Origin of the sequence: Stenotrophomonas africana, from assembly GCF_013004645.1 — a bacterium.
GTDB lineage: Bacteria > Pseudomonadota > Gammaproteobacteria > Xanthomonadales > Xanthomonadaceae > Stenotrophomonas > Stenotrophomonas africana.
Map to the genome: position 1 here is coordinate 222,647 of NZ_JABEME010000002.1, position 15,372 is coordinate 238,018.

Below are 15,372 nucleotides of genomic sequence, written 5' to 3' on the forward strand. Positions count from 1 at the left end.
GCCGAGACTGCGCGCCTTGTCCAGGCCTGTTGTGTCCGCACAGGTGCTGGCCCTGTCGCGTCCTCCCGGAGCCCTGCCGTGCATCGTTCGAAGCTTTCGCGTTCCATCCTCCTTGCCCTTTCCATGGCCAGCGCAGGAGGCGCGATCGCAGCGGAGGCCGATGCGGTCGATACCGCAGGCGGCAGCCGCGCCGCACCCACCCAGCTCGACGCGATGCTGGTCACCGGCACCCGCGCCTCCAACCGCACCCAGTTCGAAACGCTGGCGCCGGTGGACGTGTTCACCAAGGAAGACATCACGTCCGTTCAATCCACCGACCTGAAGGACGTGCTGGCCCAGCTGGTGCCATCGTTCGTGGTGCAGCGCCTGCCGATGGCGGACGGCCAGGTGTTCGTGCGCCCGGCGACCCTGCGTGGCCTGTCACCGGACCAGACCCTGGTGCTGGTCAATGGTCGCCGCTTCCACCGCAGCGCGCTGCTCGGCAACCGTGGTGCGCAGGCAGCCGACCTGGCACAGATCCCGACCAGTGCGATCAAGCGCATCGAAGTGCTGCGCGACGGCGCATCGGCACAGTACGGCTCGGATGCCATCGCCGGTGTCATCAACATCATTCTTGAGGATGGCCCGGGCACCGAGATCACCGCCGGTTATTCGCAGTACGCGCAGGGTGACGGTGCGTCGCGGGACTTCAGTGCGCGCACCGGCTGGTCGCTGGGCGACTACGGCAGCCTGGTGCTGTTCGCCGAATCGTCCAACTCCGATGCCACCTCGCGCACCCGCCAGCGCCCGGATGCCATTGCGTTCCAGGCCGCGCATCCGGAGCTGGAGGTGCCCAACCCGGTACAGCGCTGGGGCCAACCGGAACTGGAAAGCCGCCGCGTCGGCTTCAACGTGAAGACCAACGCCAGCGAGACGCTGGAGCTCTATGCCTTCGGCCTATACAGCCACAGTGATGGCGTCAGCGATTTCAACTGGCGCAACCCCGATACCACCACCGGCGCCTACCGCACCACCCCGATCTTCCCAGGCTGGAACCTGCGTTCGCTGTACCCGGTGGGCTTCAGCCCGCAGTACGGCAACGTGCAGAACGACCTGCAGCTGGTCGGCGGCCTGCGCGGTGAGATCACGCCCAAGCTGCGCTGGGATGTCAGTGCTTCGTATGGTCGCAACGCCATCGACTACAGCCTGAAGAACTCGATCAATGCTTCCCTGGGTCCGGCCAGCCCGACCGCGTTCGACCTCGGCCGCCTGACCCAGACCGAGAAGAACGCCAACGCCGACTTCAACTACGAGTGGGAGGTGGGCGCGCTGTCCAAGCCGATCAACGTCGCCTTCGGTGGCGAGTTCCGCCAGGAGACCTACCAGGTGCGCGCCGGTGACCCCGCCTCGTACGCGGTGGGCCCGGGTGCGGCCGCGGGCCTGGAGGCTAATTCCAACGGTGCGCCGGGTTTCTCGGCCAGCCAGGCCGGGCAGTGGAGCCAGCGCAGCAAGGCGGCGTACGTGGATATGGAAGTGCCGCTGGGCGAGCGCTGGAGCATCGGCGCGGCCAGCCGTTACGAGGACTTCTCCAGCTTCGGCAGCACGTTGGACGGCAAGCTGTCGGCACGTTTCGCGATCACCCCGGACGTAGCCCTGCGCGGCACCGTGTCCACCGGCTTCCGTGCGCCGACGCCCGCGCAGCTCAACACCACCAGTACCACCCAGGGCCTGGACACGCGCACGCTGCAGATCTTCACCAGTGGCCGCCTGTCGCCGAACGATCCGCTGGCGCAGCTGCTCGGTGCCAGGCCGTTGAAGCCGGAGGAATCGCGTACCGCCTCGCTGGGCCTGACCTGGCGCACCGACCTGGGCCTGTCCGGTTCGGTGGACGTCTACCAGATCAAGCTCACCGACCGCTTCAGCCAGTCGGCCAGCTTCGCCATTCCGGCCGGTACGCCCAACCCGCTGGGCTACACCTCGGTGAACTACTTCACCAATGACTTCGATACCACCACCACCGGCGTGGACGTGGTCGGCAACTACCTGCGCGACCTCGGCGCCGGCCGCATGACGTTGACCCTGGCCTATAACTACAACCGCACCCGCGTGGACAATGGCAGCACCTCGGTGGCCACCAACGAAACCCAGCGCGTGCTGTTTGAAGACCGCCTGCCCGAGCACAAGGGCAGCCTGACCGGCAGCTGGGACATCGGCGCCTGGTCGCTGATGGCGCGCATGCGCTACTACGGCGCCTGGACCGACGCCAGCGGCAATGCGGTGGGCGACATCTACCAGCGCTTCAGTGCGATGAGCTTCCTCGACCTCGCGGTGGGCTATCGCATCAACGAGCACCACAGCCTGCGTGTCGGCGCCGACAACGTGCTCGACCGCTATCCGGATGAGGCCGTGTTCCAGGCCAGCCGCGGCCTGATCTACTCGCGCAATGCACCGTATGACACCGACGGCGCCAACCTGTACGCGCAGTACCGGCTGAGCTTCTGATGGACCGCAACCGCCGCTCCCTGTTGCGTGCCGGTGCACTGCTGCCGGCCGCCGCCGCACTGTCTTCACTGCCCGCCATGGCGGCCGCGGGTTACGCTGCGCCCATGCAGATTCCCGCAACGACCGTGGCGCCGGACGTGCTGGCCCGCGATGAAGGCTACTGGGCCACCGTGGCCAGCCACTTCGACATCACCGATGAAGTGAACCACCTGGAGAACGGCTACTGGGGTGCGATGGGCCGCGAGACGCTGGCCAGCTACCAGCGCCATACCGCTGAAGTGAACCGTGGCAACGCCTGGTACGGCCGTCGTGAGTTCCCGGCGCAGTACATGGCGGTGCAGCGGCAGGTGGCCGAACTGCTGGGCGTGGGCGCCGACGAGATCGCACTGACCCGCGGCGCCACCGAGGCGATGCTGGCGCTGATCGGCGGCTACAACCGCCTGCAGCCTGGCGACCAGGTGCTGTATGCCGACATCGACTACGACAGCATGATCGGTGCGATGCGCTGGCTGCAGCAGCGTCGCGGCGTGCAGGTCGAGCGTATCGCGCTGCCAGCGGTGCCGGACCACGCGCAGGCCCTGCAGGCGTATGAGGACGCATTCGCGCGGTTGCCGCGCCTGAAGCTGGTGCTGCTGACCCAGGTCAGCCATCGCCATGGGCTGGTGCTGCCGGTGGCGGAGATCGCCGAGCGTGCGCGCGCACGCGGTATCGATGTGATCGTTGATGCTGCCCATGGTTTCGGTCAGATCGCCTACGCCGTGCCGGACCTGAAGGCTGACTTCGTGGGCATCAACCTGCACAAGTGGATCGGTGCGCCGGTCGGCGTCGGCGCGATGTATGTGCGCAGGGGCCGCGTTGCGGACCTCGATCCGTACATGGGCGAGACCGACGACGGCCGCGTGGGCAGCCGCGTGCACACCGGCACGGTCAACTTTGCCGCCTACCTGGCGCTGCCGGAAGCAATCGCCCTGCACCAGCGCATAGGTGCCGCCAACAAGCAGGCGCGCCTGCGCTACCTGCGTGAGCGCTGGACGCTGCCGGCACGGCAGATGGCGCACATCGAAGTGCTGTCTTCGCCCGAACCGGCGCAGGCCAGCGCATTGGCCAGCTTCCGCCTGCGCGGGCGCACCAGCGTGGCAGACAACATGGCGCTGCAGAAGCGCCTGCTGGACGAGCATCGCGTGTTCACCACCCATCGCGACGGGTTGGACTCCGGCGCCTGCGTGCGGGTGACGCCGTCGGTGTTCACCCGGCCGCAGCAGATGGATGCGCTGGTGAAGGCCCTCTCCGCCTTGGCCTGACCCTGCTTTGGTGGGTGCCAACCTTGGTTGGCACATTCCAACCGTGCCGGGGAATCTTCCGCCTGCCAGCGGCCGGCGCTACCGGTCGGGTGGGTGCCAACTGTTGGTCGGCACATCCCATTCCACGATCTACCTCCGATCTGGTGGGTGCCAACCTTGGTTGGCACATTCCGACCGTGCTGGGGAATCTTCCGCCGGCCAGCGGCCGGCACTACCGCTCGATCGCCGGCAACGCATCGGACAACAACAACCGGTCGATCCGCCGCAGCGCACTCTCCAGCTGCCGTCGGTCCGCTGCCAGCCCCAGCGACAAACGCACGCCGCACTGGTGCGAGACCCCCGGCGGACAGAACGCCGATGACGGCGCAATCGCCAGCCCCTGCAGCTGGGCGGTACGCACCAGCGTGGCATCGGTCCACGGCGCCGGTATCCGGCACCACGCATGCAGCCCTTCCGCGCGCTGCAGCAGCGACGGTGCCAGCAGGTAACGCGCCATGCGCATGCGTTCGCGTGCCTCGCTGCGCACCTGCGCCAGCAGCGATTGCGCCGAACCATCCAGCAGCAACTGGCTGGCCAGCGCCGCCACCAGCGGATGCCCCATCAACCGGGTGGCGCGCAAGGCCGAAGCCATCGCCTCGGCGTGCGCGGCACCCGGGCAGCGCACGAAGGCGGTGCGCAGGCCGGGGCTGATCACCTTCGACAGCGTCGCCACATGGAACACGTGGCGCGGTGCCAGCGTTGCCAACGGTATGGGTGCCTCTTCGGCAAGGTGCCAGTAAGGATCATCCTCGACCGCCAACAGGTTCTCGCTTTCCAAGACGCGTGCCAGCGCTTCGCGCCGCTGCAACGACAGCGTCAGCGCGGTCGGGTTCTGGCAGGTGGGGTTGAGATAGACCAGCCGCGCGCCACTCCCGCGCGCCTGCCTCAACAGTGCCTCGGGGCACATCCCGTACTCATCGCCTTCCACCGGTACCAGCCGCCGCCCAAGCGCCCCGGCGGCCTGCAGCAGCCCCGGGTAGACCAGCGTGTCACACAGGATCGCGTCGCCATCGCGGCCCTGGCTGAGCAGGATCGCGGCCAATGCGACCTGCGCGCCTTCGGTCAGCAACAGGCTGGCATCCTCCACCTTTCCCAGCATTGGTTGCAGCCAGCGCGCCGCTGCGTGGCGGTCGGTCGGGTTGCCGCCGCCCAGGTGATAGGTCATCAGGTTCGGTGCGTTGCTGCGTGCAAGCACGGCGGCGGCACCACGGCGCAGCGTCTCTGCCAGCGCGTCGGCATCAGGCACCGGCGGCACGTTCATGCTCAGGTCCACCACCTGGTCGAAGCCGGCCTTGGGCGGTGCGATGAAACTGCCTTGTGGCCCCCGTGCTTCGATCAGGCCGCGCTTGCGTGCTTCATCGAAGGCGCGGGTGACCGTGGTCAGGTCGACGCCGAGCTGCTGCGCCAACGCGCGCTGCGAGGGCAGGCGTTGTCCGGGTGCAAGACCACCGCGGCGCACTGTGCGTTCCAGCGAATTGACGATGCGCAGGTAGATCGGCCCGCTGTGGGCGAGTACGTCCTGCACCCACTCGCGGGCTGCGACATCCGGTCGCGGCATGTACGGAGCATGTCGGGGCGTATCGTTGCTTCCAACGGCGGGAGCCTGTCCATAACCATCGGTCGGTTCGGACAGGTGACCGCCGTTGTTGTTTGCGGCGGCCGCACCGGCCCGCGTCGGTGATGTCATTGCGCGTCCTCAGCGCTTGGCCTGCCAGGGGCAGTAGCAGCCCACGGCAAGCAGTCCTTTCGGGCGCACGGTCTCGCCGCGCACCAGTCTGTCCAGCAGCGGCTCGACGAAGCTGTTGGCCGAGTTGCAGACCATGCCGATGCTGTACGGGCCGGCGTACGCCAGATGGCCGTGCCGGTCCCAGATCGCCACGGCAGGGCTGGCCGGGATGTGTTCGATACCGTCGATGGTCGGCAGGTTGATCACCTTGTTGCGCAGCGGCTCCGGCAGCGCGCCCTGTGTACCCGGGCGGCGGATCGCGTAGAAGTCGATGCCGGCGCGGCGGTACATGCTGATCAGGTAGCTCAGGTGCGCACCGGTCTCGCGGTTGCACACGCCGCAGGCCGGGTCCCAGAAATGCACCACGCGGATGCGGCCGTTATCTCCGGCCAGATCGGCCGGCAGGCGCAGCTGCGAGTCGTCGAAGACGATGGCCTGTTCGGTGAAGGTGGACTGCGCGCTGTAGCCGAAGTACTGCCACAGCGCAGCCGCCACGCCGGCCATGAACAGGCAGGCGAGGGCGATCATCGTCGGCAGCAGCCAGCGGCGACGCGGCGCGGCTGCGCCCATCAGGACGCGTCCCCGCCGAACTTGTGCACGTACTGCTTGCGCATCTCGCGGCAGGAATCGGCCTGCGAGCGGCGCTGGATCTCGCTACGCGACGGATCCTCGCTGCGCTGCATGCATTGCTCGATGGCGTGGCGTTCGGCGGCCTGCACATCCACGGTCTGCGGTTGCAGGCAGACCCAGGCCAGCGCGGCCAGCATCAACACCACAAAGCCACCGCACCCGGCCATTACCAGGTGGAACTTCAGTCTCTCGGCGCGCATCGATGCACGTCCCTTCATCCATACATTGCATACAAAATATCATTTTGTATGGATTCGGCGCCATGCACCCGGTTCAGACGATGGCGTTGTGGCGGGCCTCGGGAACTTCGGACAGGATCTCGTTCAGCTTGGCCAGCGCCCCGGCCAGCGCGCTCTGGTCGACCGCGCCGCCCAGCGACAGGCGGATCGCGTTGCCCGGCGGCGGCTCTTCCACGCTGAAGGCATCGGAGCTGGCGATGCCCAGGCCCTGTTCCTGCGCGGCCTGGATCAACCGGTACTGGTCCAGCCGTGGCGGCAGCGGCAGCCACACATGCAGGCCGGCCGGATGCGCCTGGGCACGGGACGGCAGGTACTGCGCGGCAATCGCCTGGCGCTCGCGCAGTTCCTGCTGGAAGCGCTGCACCATGTCCTGGGCCTGGCCGCTGCGGATCCACTGCGAGGCCACCGCCACCATCGACTGGGTCGGCATCAGCGCGATCGCGCGCAGCGCGTCCAGCACCGGTTCCATTGGCTCGCCGGCCGGCACCACCAGGTAGGCGGTGCGCAGGCCCGGTGCCAGGCACTTGGACAGGGTGGAGATGTAGTAGACCGGGCAGCCGGCGTCGCGGTGGGCGGCCAGCGGCGGCGCGGCATCACCGGCCAGCAACCAGTAGGGATCGTCTTCGATCACGGTCAGATCGTGGCGCTTCGCTACCGCCAGCAGGGCCTGCCGGCGCTGCGCCGACATCGTCGCCGTGGTCGGATTCTGGATGGTCGGCACCAGGTACAGCAGGCGCGGCCGGCGCAGCTGGCAGGCTTCTTCCAAGGCGTCGGGCAGCATGCCTTCGGCGTCCATCGCCACCGGCACCACGCCCCGCTGCAGCACGCGCGCGGCGGCCAGCAGGCCCGGGTAGGTCAGCTGTTCGGCGGCGATCAGCTCGCCTGGCTGGGTACGGGCCAGAATCAGCGCGCACAGCGCGGTCTGCGCGCCAGGGCAGATCACCACCTGATCGGCACCGACTGTCCCCAGCATCGGCGCCAGCCACTGCACGGCGGCGGCGCGGTCCTCGCGGGTGCCGGCGCCGACGTGGTAGCTCATCAGCTCGCCCTGGCCCAGCTGCTGGCCCACGTGCTGGAAACCGGCCTCCATGCCCTGTGCGAACGGCGCGCTGCCCAGCAGCGGCGGGATGTTCATGCTCAGGTCGACCGAGGTGCTGCGGTTGCCGGCCGACAGCGCAATGAAGGTGCCGCCGGCGCCCTGCGCATCGAGCAGGCCGGCCTGGCGCAGCTCGGCAAAGGCACGGGTGACCGTGGTCAGGTCCACGCCCACCTGCTGGGCCAGGTCGCGCTGCGGCGGCAGGCGGTCGCCCGGGCGCAGCACGCCGTCATCCACCGCCTCGCGCACCTGCTGGGCAATCTGCAGATACAGCGGGCCGGCGCCCTCGCGGAAAGGGCGAACCCAGGTGCGATTGGGGTGTTTCAGGCGGCGGCCGGCGGCAGGTGGCGTCATCGGTCAGGTTTTTCCATACGTGCAGGTGCACAAGTCCATACAATGATGTATCTTGTATGGGCTTGATTGGAGTGGCTCGCCTGCTTGTAGGCGACCTCGTACCCACAGTGTAGCCGCTCCACGCCCGGGCGCTGCGCGCAGGCGAGCCGGTCAAGCGCGCTTCTTCAACAGGGTTGACCTCCAATGAATATCTGCTGGAACCGCATCCGCCTGGCGCTGGTCGCCCTGGCCTGCGTCGGCCTGTCGGGCTGTGACTGGGTGCTGCTGGATTCGAAGGGCATGGTCGGGCTCGCCCAGCGCGACCTGATCCTGATCTGCATCGGCCTGATGCTGATCGTGGTGATACCGGCCATCGTGTTGACCTTCGTGTTCGCCTGGCGCTTCCGCGCCGGCAACACCAAGGCCAAATACACGCCGGACTGGTCGCACTCCACCAAGGTGGAAATCGTGGTCTGGGGCGTGCCGCTGATCATCATCGCGGTGCTGGCGGTGATCGTGTGGAAGTCCACCCACGAACTGGACCCGTACAAGCCACTGGACGTGGCCGGAGAGCCGCTGCACGTGGACGTGATCGCCACCGACTGGAAGTGGGTGTTCGTGTACCCGGACCTGGGCATCGCCACGGTCAATCAGCTCAACTTCCCGGCCAACCGCCCGCTGGCGTTCAACATCACCTCCAACTCGACGATGAATACCTTCTTCATCCCGCAGTTGGGTGGGCAGATCTACGCGATGGCCGGCATGCGCACGCAGCTGCACCTGATCGCCAACGAGCCCGGCCAGTTCCGCGGCATGTCCGGCAACTACAGCGGGCATGGCTTCTCGAACATGAAGTTCATCGCCACTGCCAGCAGCAGCGAAGACTTCGAGCGCTGGGTGGCCGAGGTGCGCAGCGCGCCCGACGCACTCAGCTTCACGCAGTTCAAGGCGCTGGCCGCGCCGTCGAAGAACGCACCGGTGCAGCACTTCTCCAGTGTTGAACCGCTGCTGTTCAAGAAGGTCATCGACCAGTTCATCGGCGTCGGTGAGAACACCGCTGCTGCTACCCCGGCGGGCGCTGCCGGCGGTGCCCAGGTTTCCCAGGAGTAACGAACATGTTGGGTAAATTGACGTGGGAGGCCGTGCCGTTGCACGAGCCGATCGTCGTGGTCACATTGGCGGCCATGGTGCTGGGTGGCCTTGCGCTGCTGGGTGCGGTGACGTACTTCAAGCTGTGGGGCCCGCTCTGGCGTGACTGGTTCACCACCGTGGACCACAAGAAGATCGGCATCATGTATGTGGTGGTGGCGCTGGTCATGCTGGTGCGTGGCTTTGCCGATGCGCTGATGATGCGCGCGCAGCTGGCGGCGGCCGGGCCGGGCAGTGACGGCTTCCTGCCACCGGAGCACTACGACCAGATCTTCACCGCTCACGGCGTGATCATGATCTTCTTCGTGGCCACCCCGTTCGTGGTCGGCCTGATGAACATCATCGTGCCGCTGCAGATCGGCGCGCGCGACATGGCGTTCCCGTTCCTCAACGCCTTCAGCTTCTGGATCTTCGTGGTCGGCGCCGCGCTGATGATGATCTCGCTGGGCGTTGGCGAATTCGCCATGACCGGTTGGGTCGCCTATCCGCCGCTGTCGGGCATCGAGTTCAGTCCAGGCGTGGGTGTCGACTACTACATCTGGGCATTGCAGGCTTCGGGCATCGGCACGCTGCTGACCGGCGTCAACCTGTTCATCACCATCCTGCGCATGCGTGCGCCGGGCATGACCCTGATGAAGATGCCGGTGTTCACCTGGACCGTGCTGGTCACCAGCGTGATCATCATCGCCGCCTTCCCGATCCTGACCGTGGCACTGGGTGCGCTCACCCTGGATCGCTACCTGGACTTCAACTTCTACACCAACACGTTGGGCGGCAACCCGATGATGTACGTGAACCTGGTGTGGGCCTGGGGCCATCCGGAGGTGTACATCCTGGTGCTGCCGGCGTTCGGCATCTTCTCTGAAGTGACCGCCACGTTCGCGCGAAAGAAGCTGTTCGGCTACAAGTCGATGGTGGGCGCCACGCTGGCGATCGGCATCCTGTCGTTCATCGTCTGGCTGCACCACTTCTTCACCATGGGTTCCGGCGCCAGCGTCAATGCCTTCTTCGGCATCATGACGATGATCATCGCCATTCCCACCGGCGTGAAGATCTTTACCTGGCTGTTCACCATGTACGGCGGCCGCGTCGAGTTCAGCGTACCGATGCTGTGGACCATCGCCTTCCTGGTCACCTTCACCATCGGTGGCATGACCGGCGTGCTGCTGGCCATCCCGGGCGCGGACTTCCTGCTGCACAACAGCCTGTTCCTGGTCGCGCACTTCCACAACACCATCATCGGCGGCGCGCTGTTCGGCTACCTGGCCGGCTTCGCCTACTGGTTCCCGAAGGTGTTCGGCTTCACCCTCAACGAGCGCCTGGGCAAGTGGTCGTTCGCGTGCTGGGTGATCGGCTTCTACCTGGCCTTCATGCCGCTGTACATGCTCGGCTTCATGGGCATGACCCGCCGCATGAACCAGTACGACAACCCGGCGTGGACGCCGTACCTGATCGCTGCCTTCATCGGTGCACTTTTCGTGTTCGCGGGCATCATCCTGATGCTGGTGCAGATCTACGTAAGCGTGCGTGACCGCAAGCGCAACCTGGACCTGACCGGGGACCCGTGGAATGCACGTACGCTGGAATGGGCCACGCCGTCGCCGCCGCCGTTCTACAACTTCGCCGTGGTGCCCAAGGCCGATGAGCTGGACGCCTTCCACGAAGCGAAGAAGCGCGGCCTGCCGCCGCCGCCGAAGAAGTACGCACCGATCCACATGCCGAAGAACACCGGCGTGCCGCTGATCCTCAACATCTGGATCCTGGTGCTGTGCTTCGCCCTGGTCTGGCACATCTGGTGGATGGCCGCAGCCAGCTTCATCGCGATGATCGTGACCCTGATCGTGCGTTCCTACGACGAGGACGTGGACTACTACGTCAGTTCCGAAGAGGTGGCGCGCACCGAAGCGGCCAACCTTGCCAAGCTGAAGGAGGTAAGCGCATGAACCTGTTGACCCGCCCCGAGCTGGCCAGCGACACGCAGGCGCACGAGGACCACCACGAACACGACCATGGCCACGAGCAGGGCGGCATGAAGGTCTTCGGCATGTGGGTCTACCTCATGTCCGACCTGGTGCTGTTCGGTTCGCTGTTCGCCTCGTACGCGGTGCTCAGCACCGCCTACGCCGGTGGCCCCACCGGCAAGGACCTGTTCTCGCTGCCGTTCGTGATGGCCGAGACCTTCCTGCTGCTGGTCTCCAGCATCACCTACGGCCAGGCCGTACTGGCGATGCATCGCCACGACACCTCGGCAGTACTGCGCTGGCTGGGCGTGACCTTCGTGCTCGGTGCCTCGTTCATCGGCATGGAGATCTACGAGTTCTCGCACCTGATCCACGAAGGCGCAGGCCCCAGCACCAGTGCCTACCTGTCGGCGTTCTTCGCGCTGGTCGCCACCCACGGCCTGCACGTGGCCAGCGGCCTGATCTGGATGGCGGTGGTCATGCACCAGGTCTACCGCCGTGGCCTGACCCCGACCAACATCACCCGCGTGTCGTGCCTGAGCCTGTTCTGGCACTTCCTGGACCTGGTGTGGATCTGCGTCTTCACCTTCGTCTACCTGATCGGAGCCTTCTGACATGGCCCACGTCGAAACTTCGCGCGCCGGCAATGCGCACGGCTCCACCAAGTCCTACCTGATCGGCTTCGTGCTGTGCGCGCTGCTGACCGTGGTGCCGTTCGCACTGGTGATGAACCCGGTGCTGTCGCGGCCGCTCACGCTGTTCCTGCTGGTCGGCTTCGCAGTGGCGCAGATCCTGGTGCAGCTGGTCTATTTCCTGCACATGGACCGCAAGTCCGAAGGTGGCTGGAACCTGGCCAGCTTCGTGTTCACCCTGGTGATCCTGTTCATCATCGTCGCGTTGTCGGTGTGGATCATCTGGAGCATGCACTACCACATGATGATCAACTGACCGTGGCCGGGGTGATCGGCATGGACCGCGCGATCACCTCGGCACCTCCGTCCTCTTTCCCCCAAGGGCAGGCCTGACCGAGACCCCGCCCGCGTCTGCGTTGGTGGTACCCGTGAAGCGTCCTGCTGCTGTTGTCCGTTCGTTGTTCTCTCCCCGATTCCGCCTGCCGCTGCTGGCAGGCCTCGCCATCGGCCTGCTGGCTGGCTGCAGCGCGCAGTCGCGCATGGACTTCTACTCCAAGGACATCGCCTGCGAAGAACTTGGCCAGCAGTGGTCGATGCCCGACAGCCACGGCACCGTGCGTGGCCCGAAGGACCTGCAGGGGCAGGTGACCTATCTGTTCTTTGGTTTCACCAGCTGCCCGGACGTGTGCCCGACCACGATGGTCGAGCTGAGCCAGGTGAAGCACCTGATGGGCAAGGATGCCGACCAGCTGCAGGTGGTGTTCGTCAGCGTCGATCCCGCACGCGACACGCCCGAAGTCGCCCGCACCTATGTGGAAGCGTTCGACCCCAAGGCCATCGCACTGGTTGGCAATGAAGCACAACTGGCCGCGATGGCCAGCGACTTCAAGGCGTTCTACGAGAAGGAGCCCGGCCAGGTACCGGATACCTACACGATGAGCCACATCGCCGGTGGCTACGTGTTCGACCGCCAGGGCCGCCTGCGCCTGTTCGCGCCGTACGGCATGCCGGTGGAAAAGCTGTTCTCGGACGTGCAGCGACTGCTGCTGGAGCCGGCCCACTCGGCGGCAGGCAATGACGCGCTGGCCAGCTGCAGCCTCAAGCACAGCGACACACTCGCCGCGCGCTGATGCTGGTGTGTGCCGACCACTGCTCCTGATGGTTGCCAACCTTGGTTGGCACAGCTGTAGAGCCGAGCCGATGCTCGGCTCCGTGCTTACCGCGCAGCCTGCAAACAGCAGCCGAGCATAGGCTCGGCTCTACATGCTCGCCGCCCCGGTGGGTGCCGACCGTTGGTCGGCATACCCCCACACACCCATCCCCGGCCGGCCAGGAGAGCCAACCGGCCGGGGCACCACTCAACGCTTTACTTGGTCTCTTCCCACTGCACCACGTCCGGCTCGGTCGCGCGGATACCGGCGGTGGACAGCAGCTTGGTGGTCGCATCCAGCGCCGCGTTCACCGACGGGTACTCCACGATGGCCTGGCCCGATGCCTTCGACACCTTCACCACGGTGCCGCCGGTGGCGGTAGCCGCACGCTGGGCCGATGCTGCATCGGTGAAGAACACCTTGACCCGGGAGGTCGCCACCACCGGCGCTCCGTCACGGGAGACCGCCGCCGCGAACTTGCCGGCACCGGCATCAGCAGGCGCGGCCGCGGCGCCATCCAGCGAACGCTTGGTACGCGAGCTGGTGGTCGCTGCCGCCTGCGGGGTGATGGTGAACTGACCGCCACTGGTCTGCTTCACGGTGGTCGAGGGAGACAGCTGGAAGCGCGTGCCGCCCACATCGAACGAGCGGCCGGTAGCGGACGCCTTCAGTTCCTGCGCATCCACGGTCGACAGGGTCCTGGCTGGAGGGGTCTGCCCCGAGCTCTGTGCCCAGGCAGGGGAGGTCATCGCCGCGAAGGCGAGCGTGCTCAACAGAATGGTGGTCTTCATCATCAGTGCCCCAGAACGCGGATCTTGAAGAATTCGAGGTTGCCACGCGATGCAGCGGTCGCGGCCTGCCCCATGTCGGTCACTTCCAGCGTCCAGGTGCCGCTGGCATTCTCATCCAGGAAGGCATTGCTGGACAGCAGGTCCCAACTGGTGAAGTTGCTCTGCGCGCCGCCCGTGCCCGAACCGATCGCGGTGAACGCCGGTTGCACCACGCTGCGGGTGCCGCTGGGCGACACCAGCACGAACTGCAGCTGGCGCGTGTTGCGGTGGTTGACCCGGAAGCCCAGCTGCACGCTTTCGATGTTGCGCGCGCCATTGGCCAACTGGAAGGTCAGGCGTGCGGCGGCGGCCGAGGTGTTGCCGATGGCCACGGTGCGCGTGGTGTTGCGCCAGCCGCTGTCGACCAGCGGTCCCAGCGACTGGAAGTTCTCGGCGACCTGCACTGCACGCGCAGCGTTGACCACACCGAAGCCGTACCAGTTGCTGTAGGCGCGGTTGGCCGCATTCACCGTCCAGCCTGGCACCAGCGTGCGCCCATCGGCCAGCGTCACCGCCGGCTGGTTCGGGTGGTTGCGGGTGGCGGTGGTGGCCAGGATGTACTTCACATCGCGATAGGACAGGTTCGGATTGGCTTCCAGCACCAGTGCCGCCACGCCCGAGACCATCGGCGCTGACGCCGAGGTGCCGTTCATCTTGGCCGTGTAGTTGCAGGTGCTGTCGATGGCCGACAGGTTGCTGTCCAGGGTGTTCTGGCGGTTGGTGTTCTTGTTGCTGCCCTGCGCGCACCCGGTCACGTCGGTGGTGACGATGGCCGGGTCGTAGGCGCGCGCCACCAGGCCGGGGGCGTACTGTGCCTGCAGGCCGTACTCGCCGCCAAAGGCCGACACCCACAGGGCCGAGCCGGTGGAGGAGTACGACGAGCGCACGCCATCGGCGCGCACCGCGCCTACGGTGATCACGTTGAACAGGTTGTTGCGCGGATCGCGTCCGGCGGGGACGCAGCCGGTGTTGCGGTTCTTGGTGTCGGTGGTGCAGACATCCTGGGTCTGGCTGATCGAGGCATTGTTGAAGTTGTTGCCGGCCGACTTCACGTAGATGCCGCCGCGGCCACCACGCGTGCCCGACAGTGCCTGCTCGTACGAACGAATCGTGTTTTCGCTGTACGCCAGCGGCAGGTTCGGATTGCCCGGGCCGGCGCCCCAGCTGTTGTTGAACACCTGCACGTCGGCCGACTCCGCGCCGTCCCACCAGGCGTACTCGATGTTGCTCTGCTGGTTGCCCAGGGCTGAGCGCGAAATCGGGTTGAAGCCTTTCAGCGTTGCCGCCGGGGCCACACCGCGCACGCCCAGGTTGTTGGCACCCACCGCGCCGGCGATGCCACCGACCATGGTGCCGTGGTTGTCGACATCCGGGTTGGTCGGGGTGGGGTTGTTCGAGCCGTTGGTGAAGTTCTTGCCGGCCACCGCCGCCACGTTGGCCGCCAGGTCCGGATGGGCGATCTGCAGGCCATCATCGACGATGGCGATGGTGACGCCCTGGCCACGGATGCCGTTGCGGAACAGGCCATCCACGTTCAGGTCGTTGCCGGCCACCGGCAGTGTGTCAGCCGGGACCGTCTGCCCGGTGTTGAGCAGGTGCCACTGGATACCCGCCAGCGGATCAGCCTGTTGAGCCTGGGCGGTGACGGCCAGGCTGCCCAGTACCAGCGCAGTGGCGAGGGCCAGGCGCGCGGAGCGCGGTGGCGCGGTGCGTTGCGTGTGTCGCTTCATACACGAATCCTTCTGTTGTGAATCGGCATGGCAGGACGGCGGGGCGGATCTGCCCCATCGCAACGAGCCAAACG

13 protein-coding genes are annotated in these 15,372 nt (G+C 66.6%); 7 read left to right on the plus strand and 6 right to left on the minus strand.

The window, feature by feature from the left end:
• Window positions 1-78 precede the first annotated feature (78 nt).
• Window positions 79-2,481: a TonB-dependent receptor plug domain-containing protein gene (locus tag HLA98_RS05270; protein ID WP_080392891.1), complete on the plus strand. Its 2,403-nt coding sequence runs from the start codon at window positions 79-81 to the stop codon at window positions 2,479-2,481.
• Window positions 2,481-3,782: an aminotransferase class V-fold PLP-dependent enzyme gene (locus HLA98_RS05275; RefSeq protein ID WP_129550616.1), complete on the plus strand. Its 1,302-nt coding sequence runs from the start codon at window positions 2,481-2,483 to the stop codon at window positions 3,780-3,782. Before HLA98_RS05270 ends, HLA98_RS05275 begins: the two co-directional genes overlap by 1 nt.
• A gap of 211 nt (window positions 3,783-3,993) precedes the next feature.
• On the opposite strand, the gene HLA98_RS05280 is transcribed toward HLA98_RS05275, so the two are convergent.
• The 4 genes from HLA98_RS05280 to HLA98_RS05295 are packed head-to-tail and all read right to left on the minus strand — an operon-like array spanning window position 3,994 to window position 7,866.
• Window positions 3,994-5,508 (minus strand): aminotransferase-like domain-containing protein, encoded by a 1,515-nt coding sequence (locus tag HLA98_RS05280; protein WP_057501786.1) that lies wholly within the window; start codon window positions 5,506-5,508, stop codon window positions 3,994-3,996.
• A gap of 9 nt (window positions 5,509-5,517) precedes the next feature.
• The gene (locus HLA98_RS05285; RefSeq protein ID WP_057501787.1) at window positions 5,518-6,117 is read right to left on the minus strand and encodes a DUF6436 domain-containing protein; all 600 of its coding nucleotides are present in this window, start codon (window positions 6,115-6,117) and stop codon (window positions 5,518-5,520) included.
• On the minus strand, window positions 6,117-6,395 hold the full coding sequence (locus HLA98_RS05290; protein WP_232015488.1) for a hypothetical protein: 279 nt from the start codon (window positions 6,393-6,395) through the stop codon (window positions 6,117-6,119). The genes HLA98_RS05285 and HLA98_RS05290 overlap by 1 nt, the downstream gene beginning before the upstream one ends.
• Window positions 6,396-6,450: 55 nt before the next feature.
• Window positions 6,451-7,866 carry an aminotransferase-like domain-containing protein gene (locus HLA98_RS05295; RefSeq protein WP_057501788.1) on the minus strand — a complete coding sequence of 472 codons (1,416 nt, stop codon included), beginning with the start codon at window positions 7,864-7,866 and terminating at the stop codon, window positions 6,451-6,453.
• Window positions 7,867-8,049: 183 nt separating this feature from the next.
• On the opposite strand from HLA98_RS05295, the gene cyoA reads away from it, so the two are divergent.
• The 5 genes from cyoA (at window position 8,050) to HLA98_RS05320 (ending at window position 12,717) form a co-directional block, all read left to right on the plus strand.
• Entirely contained in the window at window positions 8,050-8,955 is a 906-nt protein-coding gene (gene cyoA / locus HLA98_RS05300; RefSeq protein ID WP_057501789.1) for a ubiquinol oxidase subunit II, read from the plus strand.
• Window positions 8,956-8,960: 5 nt separating this feature from the next.
• Window positions 8,961-10,937 (plus strand): cytochrome o ubiquinol oxidase subunit I, encoded by a 1,977-nt coding sequence (cyoB, locus tag HLA98_RS05305; protein WP_057501790.1) that lies wholly within the window; start codon window positions 8,961-8,963, stop codon window positions 10,935-10,937.
• Window positions 10,934-11,569 carry a cytochrome o ubiquinol oxidase subunit III gene (gene cyoC / locus HLA98_RS05310; protein ID WP_080281857.1) on the plus strand — a complete coding sequence of 212 codons (636 nt, stop codon included), beginning with the start codon at window positions 10,934-10,936 and terminating at the stop codon, window positions 11,567-11,569. Before cyoB ends, cyoC begins: the two co-directional genes overlap by 4 nt.
• A gap of 1 nt (window position 11,570) precedes the next feature.
• Window positions 11,571-11,903: a cytochrome o ubiquinol oxidase subunit IV gene (gene cyoD / locus HLA98_RS05315; protein ID WP_005411473.1), complete on the plus strand. Its 333-nt coding sequence runs from the start codon at window positions 11,571-11,573 to the stop codon at window positions 11,901-11,903.
• A 142-nt stretch (window positions 11,904-12,045) separates the two neighbouring features.
• Window positions 12,046-12,717 carry an SCO family protein gene (locus HLA98_RS05320; protein WP_057501791.1) on the plus strand — a complete coding sequence of 224 codons (672 nt, stop codon included), beginning with the start codon at window positions 12,046-12,048 and terminating at the stop codon, window positions 12,715-12,717.
• A gap of 236 nt (window positions 12,718-12,953) precedes the next feature.
• On the opposite strand, the gene HLA98_RS05325 is transcribed toward HLA98_RS05320, so the two are convergent.
• Complete coding sequence (locus HLA98_RS05325; RefSeq protein ID WP_057501792.1) at window positions 12,954-13,532, minus strand: hypothetical protein; 579 nt, start codon at window positions 13,530-13,532, stop codon at window positions 12,954-12,956.
• A complete protein-coding gene (locus tag HLA98_RS05330) occupies window positions 13,532-15,298 on the minus strand; it encodes a S8 family serine peptidase (protein ID WP_049451169.1) in 1,767 nt (588 codons plus the stop codon). Before HLA98_RS05330 ends, HLA98_RS05325 begins: the two co-directional genes overlap by 1 nt.
• Between the last annotated feature and the right edge of the window lie 74 nt (window positions 15,299-15,372).

Excerpts from the sequence above, each read along its gene's own strand:
- HLA98_RS05285 (WP_057501787.1), bottom strand. The coding sequence starts at position 6,117 with ATGGGCGCAGCCGCGCCGCGTCGCCGCTGGCTGCTGCCGACGATGATC.
- HLA98_RS05275 (WP_129550616.1), top strand. The coding sequence starts at position 2,481 with ATGGACCGCAACCGCCGCTCCCTGTTGCGTGCCGGTGCACTGCTGCCG.
- HLA98_RS05330 (WP_049451169.1), bottom strand. The coding sequence starts at position 15,298 with ATGAAGCGACACACGCAACGCACCGCGCCACCGCGCTCCGCGCGCCTG.
- HLA98_RS05295 (WP_057501788.1), bottom strand. The coding sequence starts at position 7,866 with ATGACGCCACCTGCCGCCGGCCGCCGCCTGAAACACCCCAATCGCACC.
- HLA98_RS05280 (WP_057501786.1), bottom strand. The coding sequence starts at position 5,508 with ATGACATCACCGACGCGGGCCGGTGCGGCCGCCGCAAACAACAACGGC.
- cyoA (WP_057501789.1), top strand. The coding sequence starts at position 8,050 with ATGAATATCTGCTGGAACCGCATCCGCCTGGCGCTGGTCGCCCTGGCC.
- HLA98_RS05290 (WP_232015488.1), bottom strand. The coding sequence starts at position 6,395 with ATGAAGGGACGTGCATCGATGCGCGCCGAGAGACTGAAGTTCCACCTG.
- cyoD (WP_005411473.1), top strand. The coding sequence starts at position 11,571 with ATGGCCCACGTCGAAACTTCGCGCGCCGGCAATGCGCACGGCTCCACC.
- cyoC (WP_080281857.1), top strand. The coding sequence starts at position 10,934 with ATGAACCTGTTGACCCGCCCCGAGCTGGCCAGCGACACGCAGGCGCAC.
- cyoB (WP_057501790.1), top strand. The coding sequence starts at position 8,961 with ATGTTGGGTAAATTGACGTGGGAGGCCGTGCCGTTGCACGAGCCGATC.
- HLA98_RS05325 (WP_057501792.1), bottom strand. The coding sequence starts at position 13,532 with ATGATGAAGACCACCATTCTGTTGAGCACGCTCGCCTTCGCGGCGATG.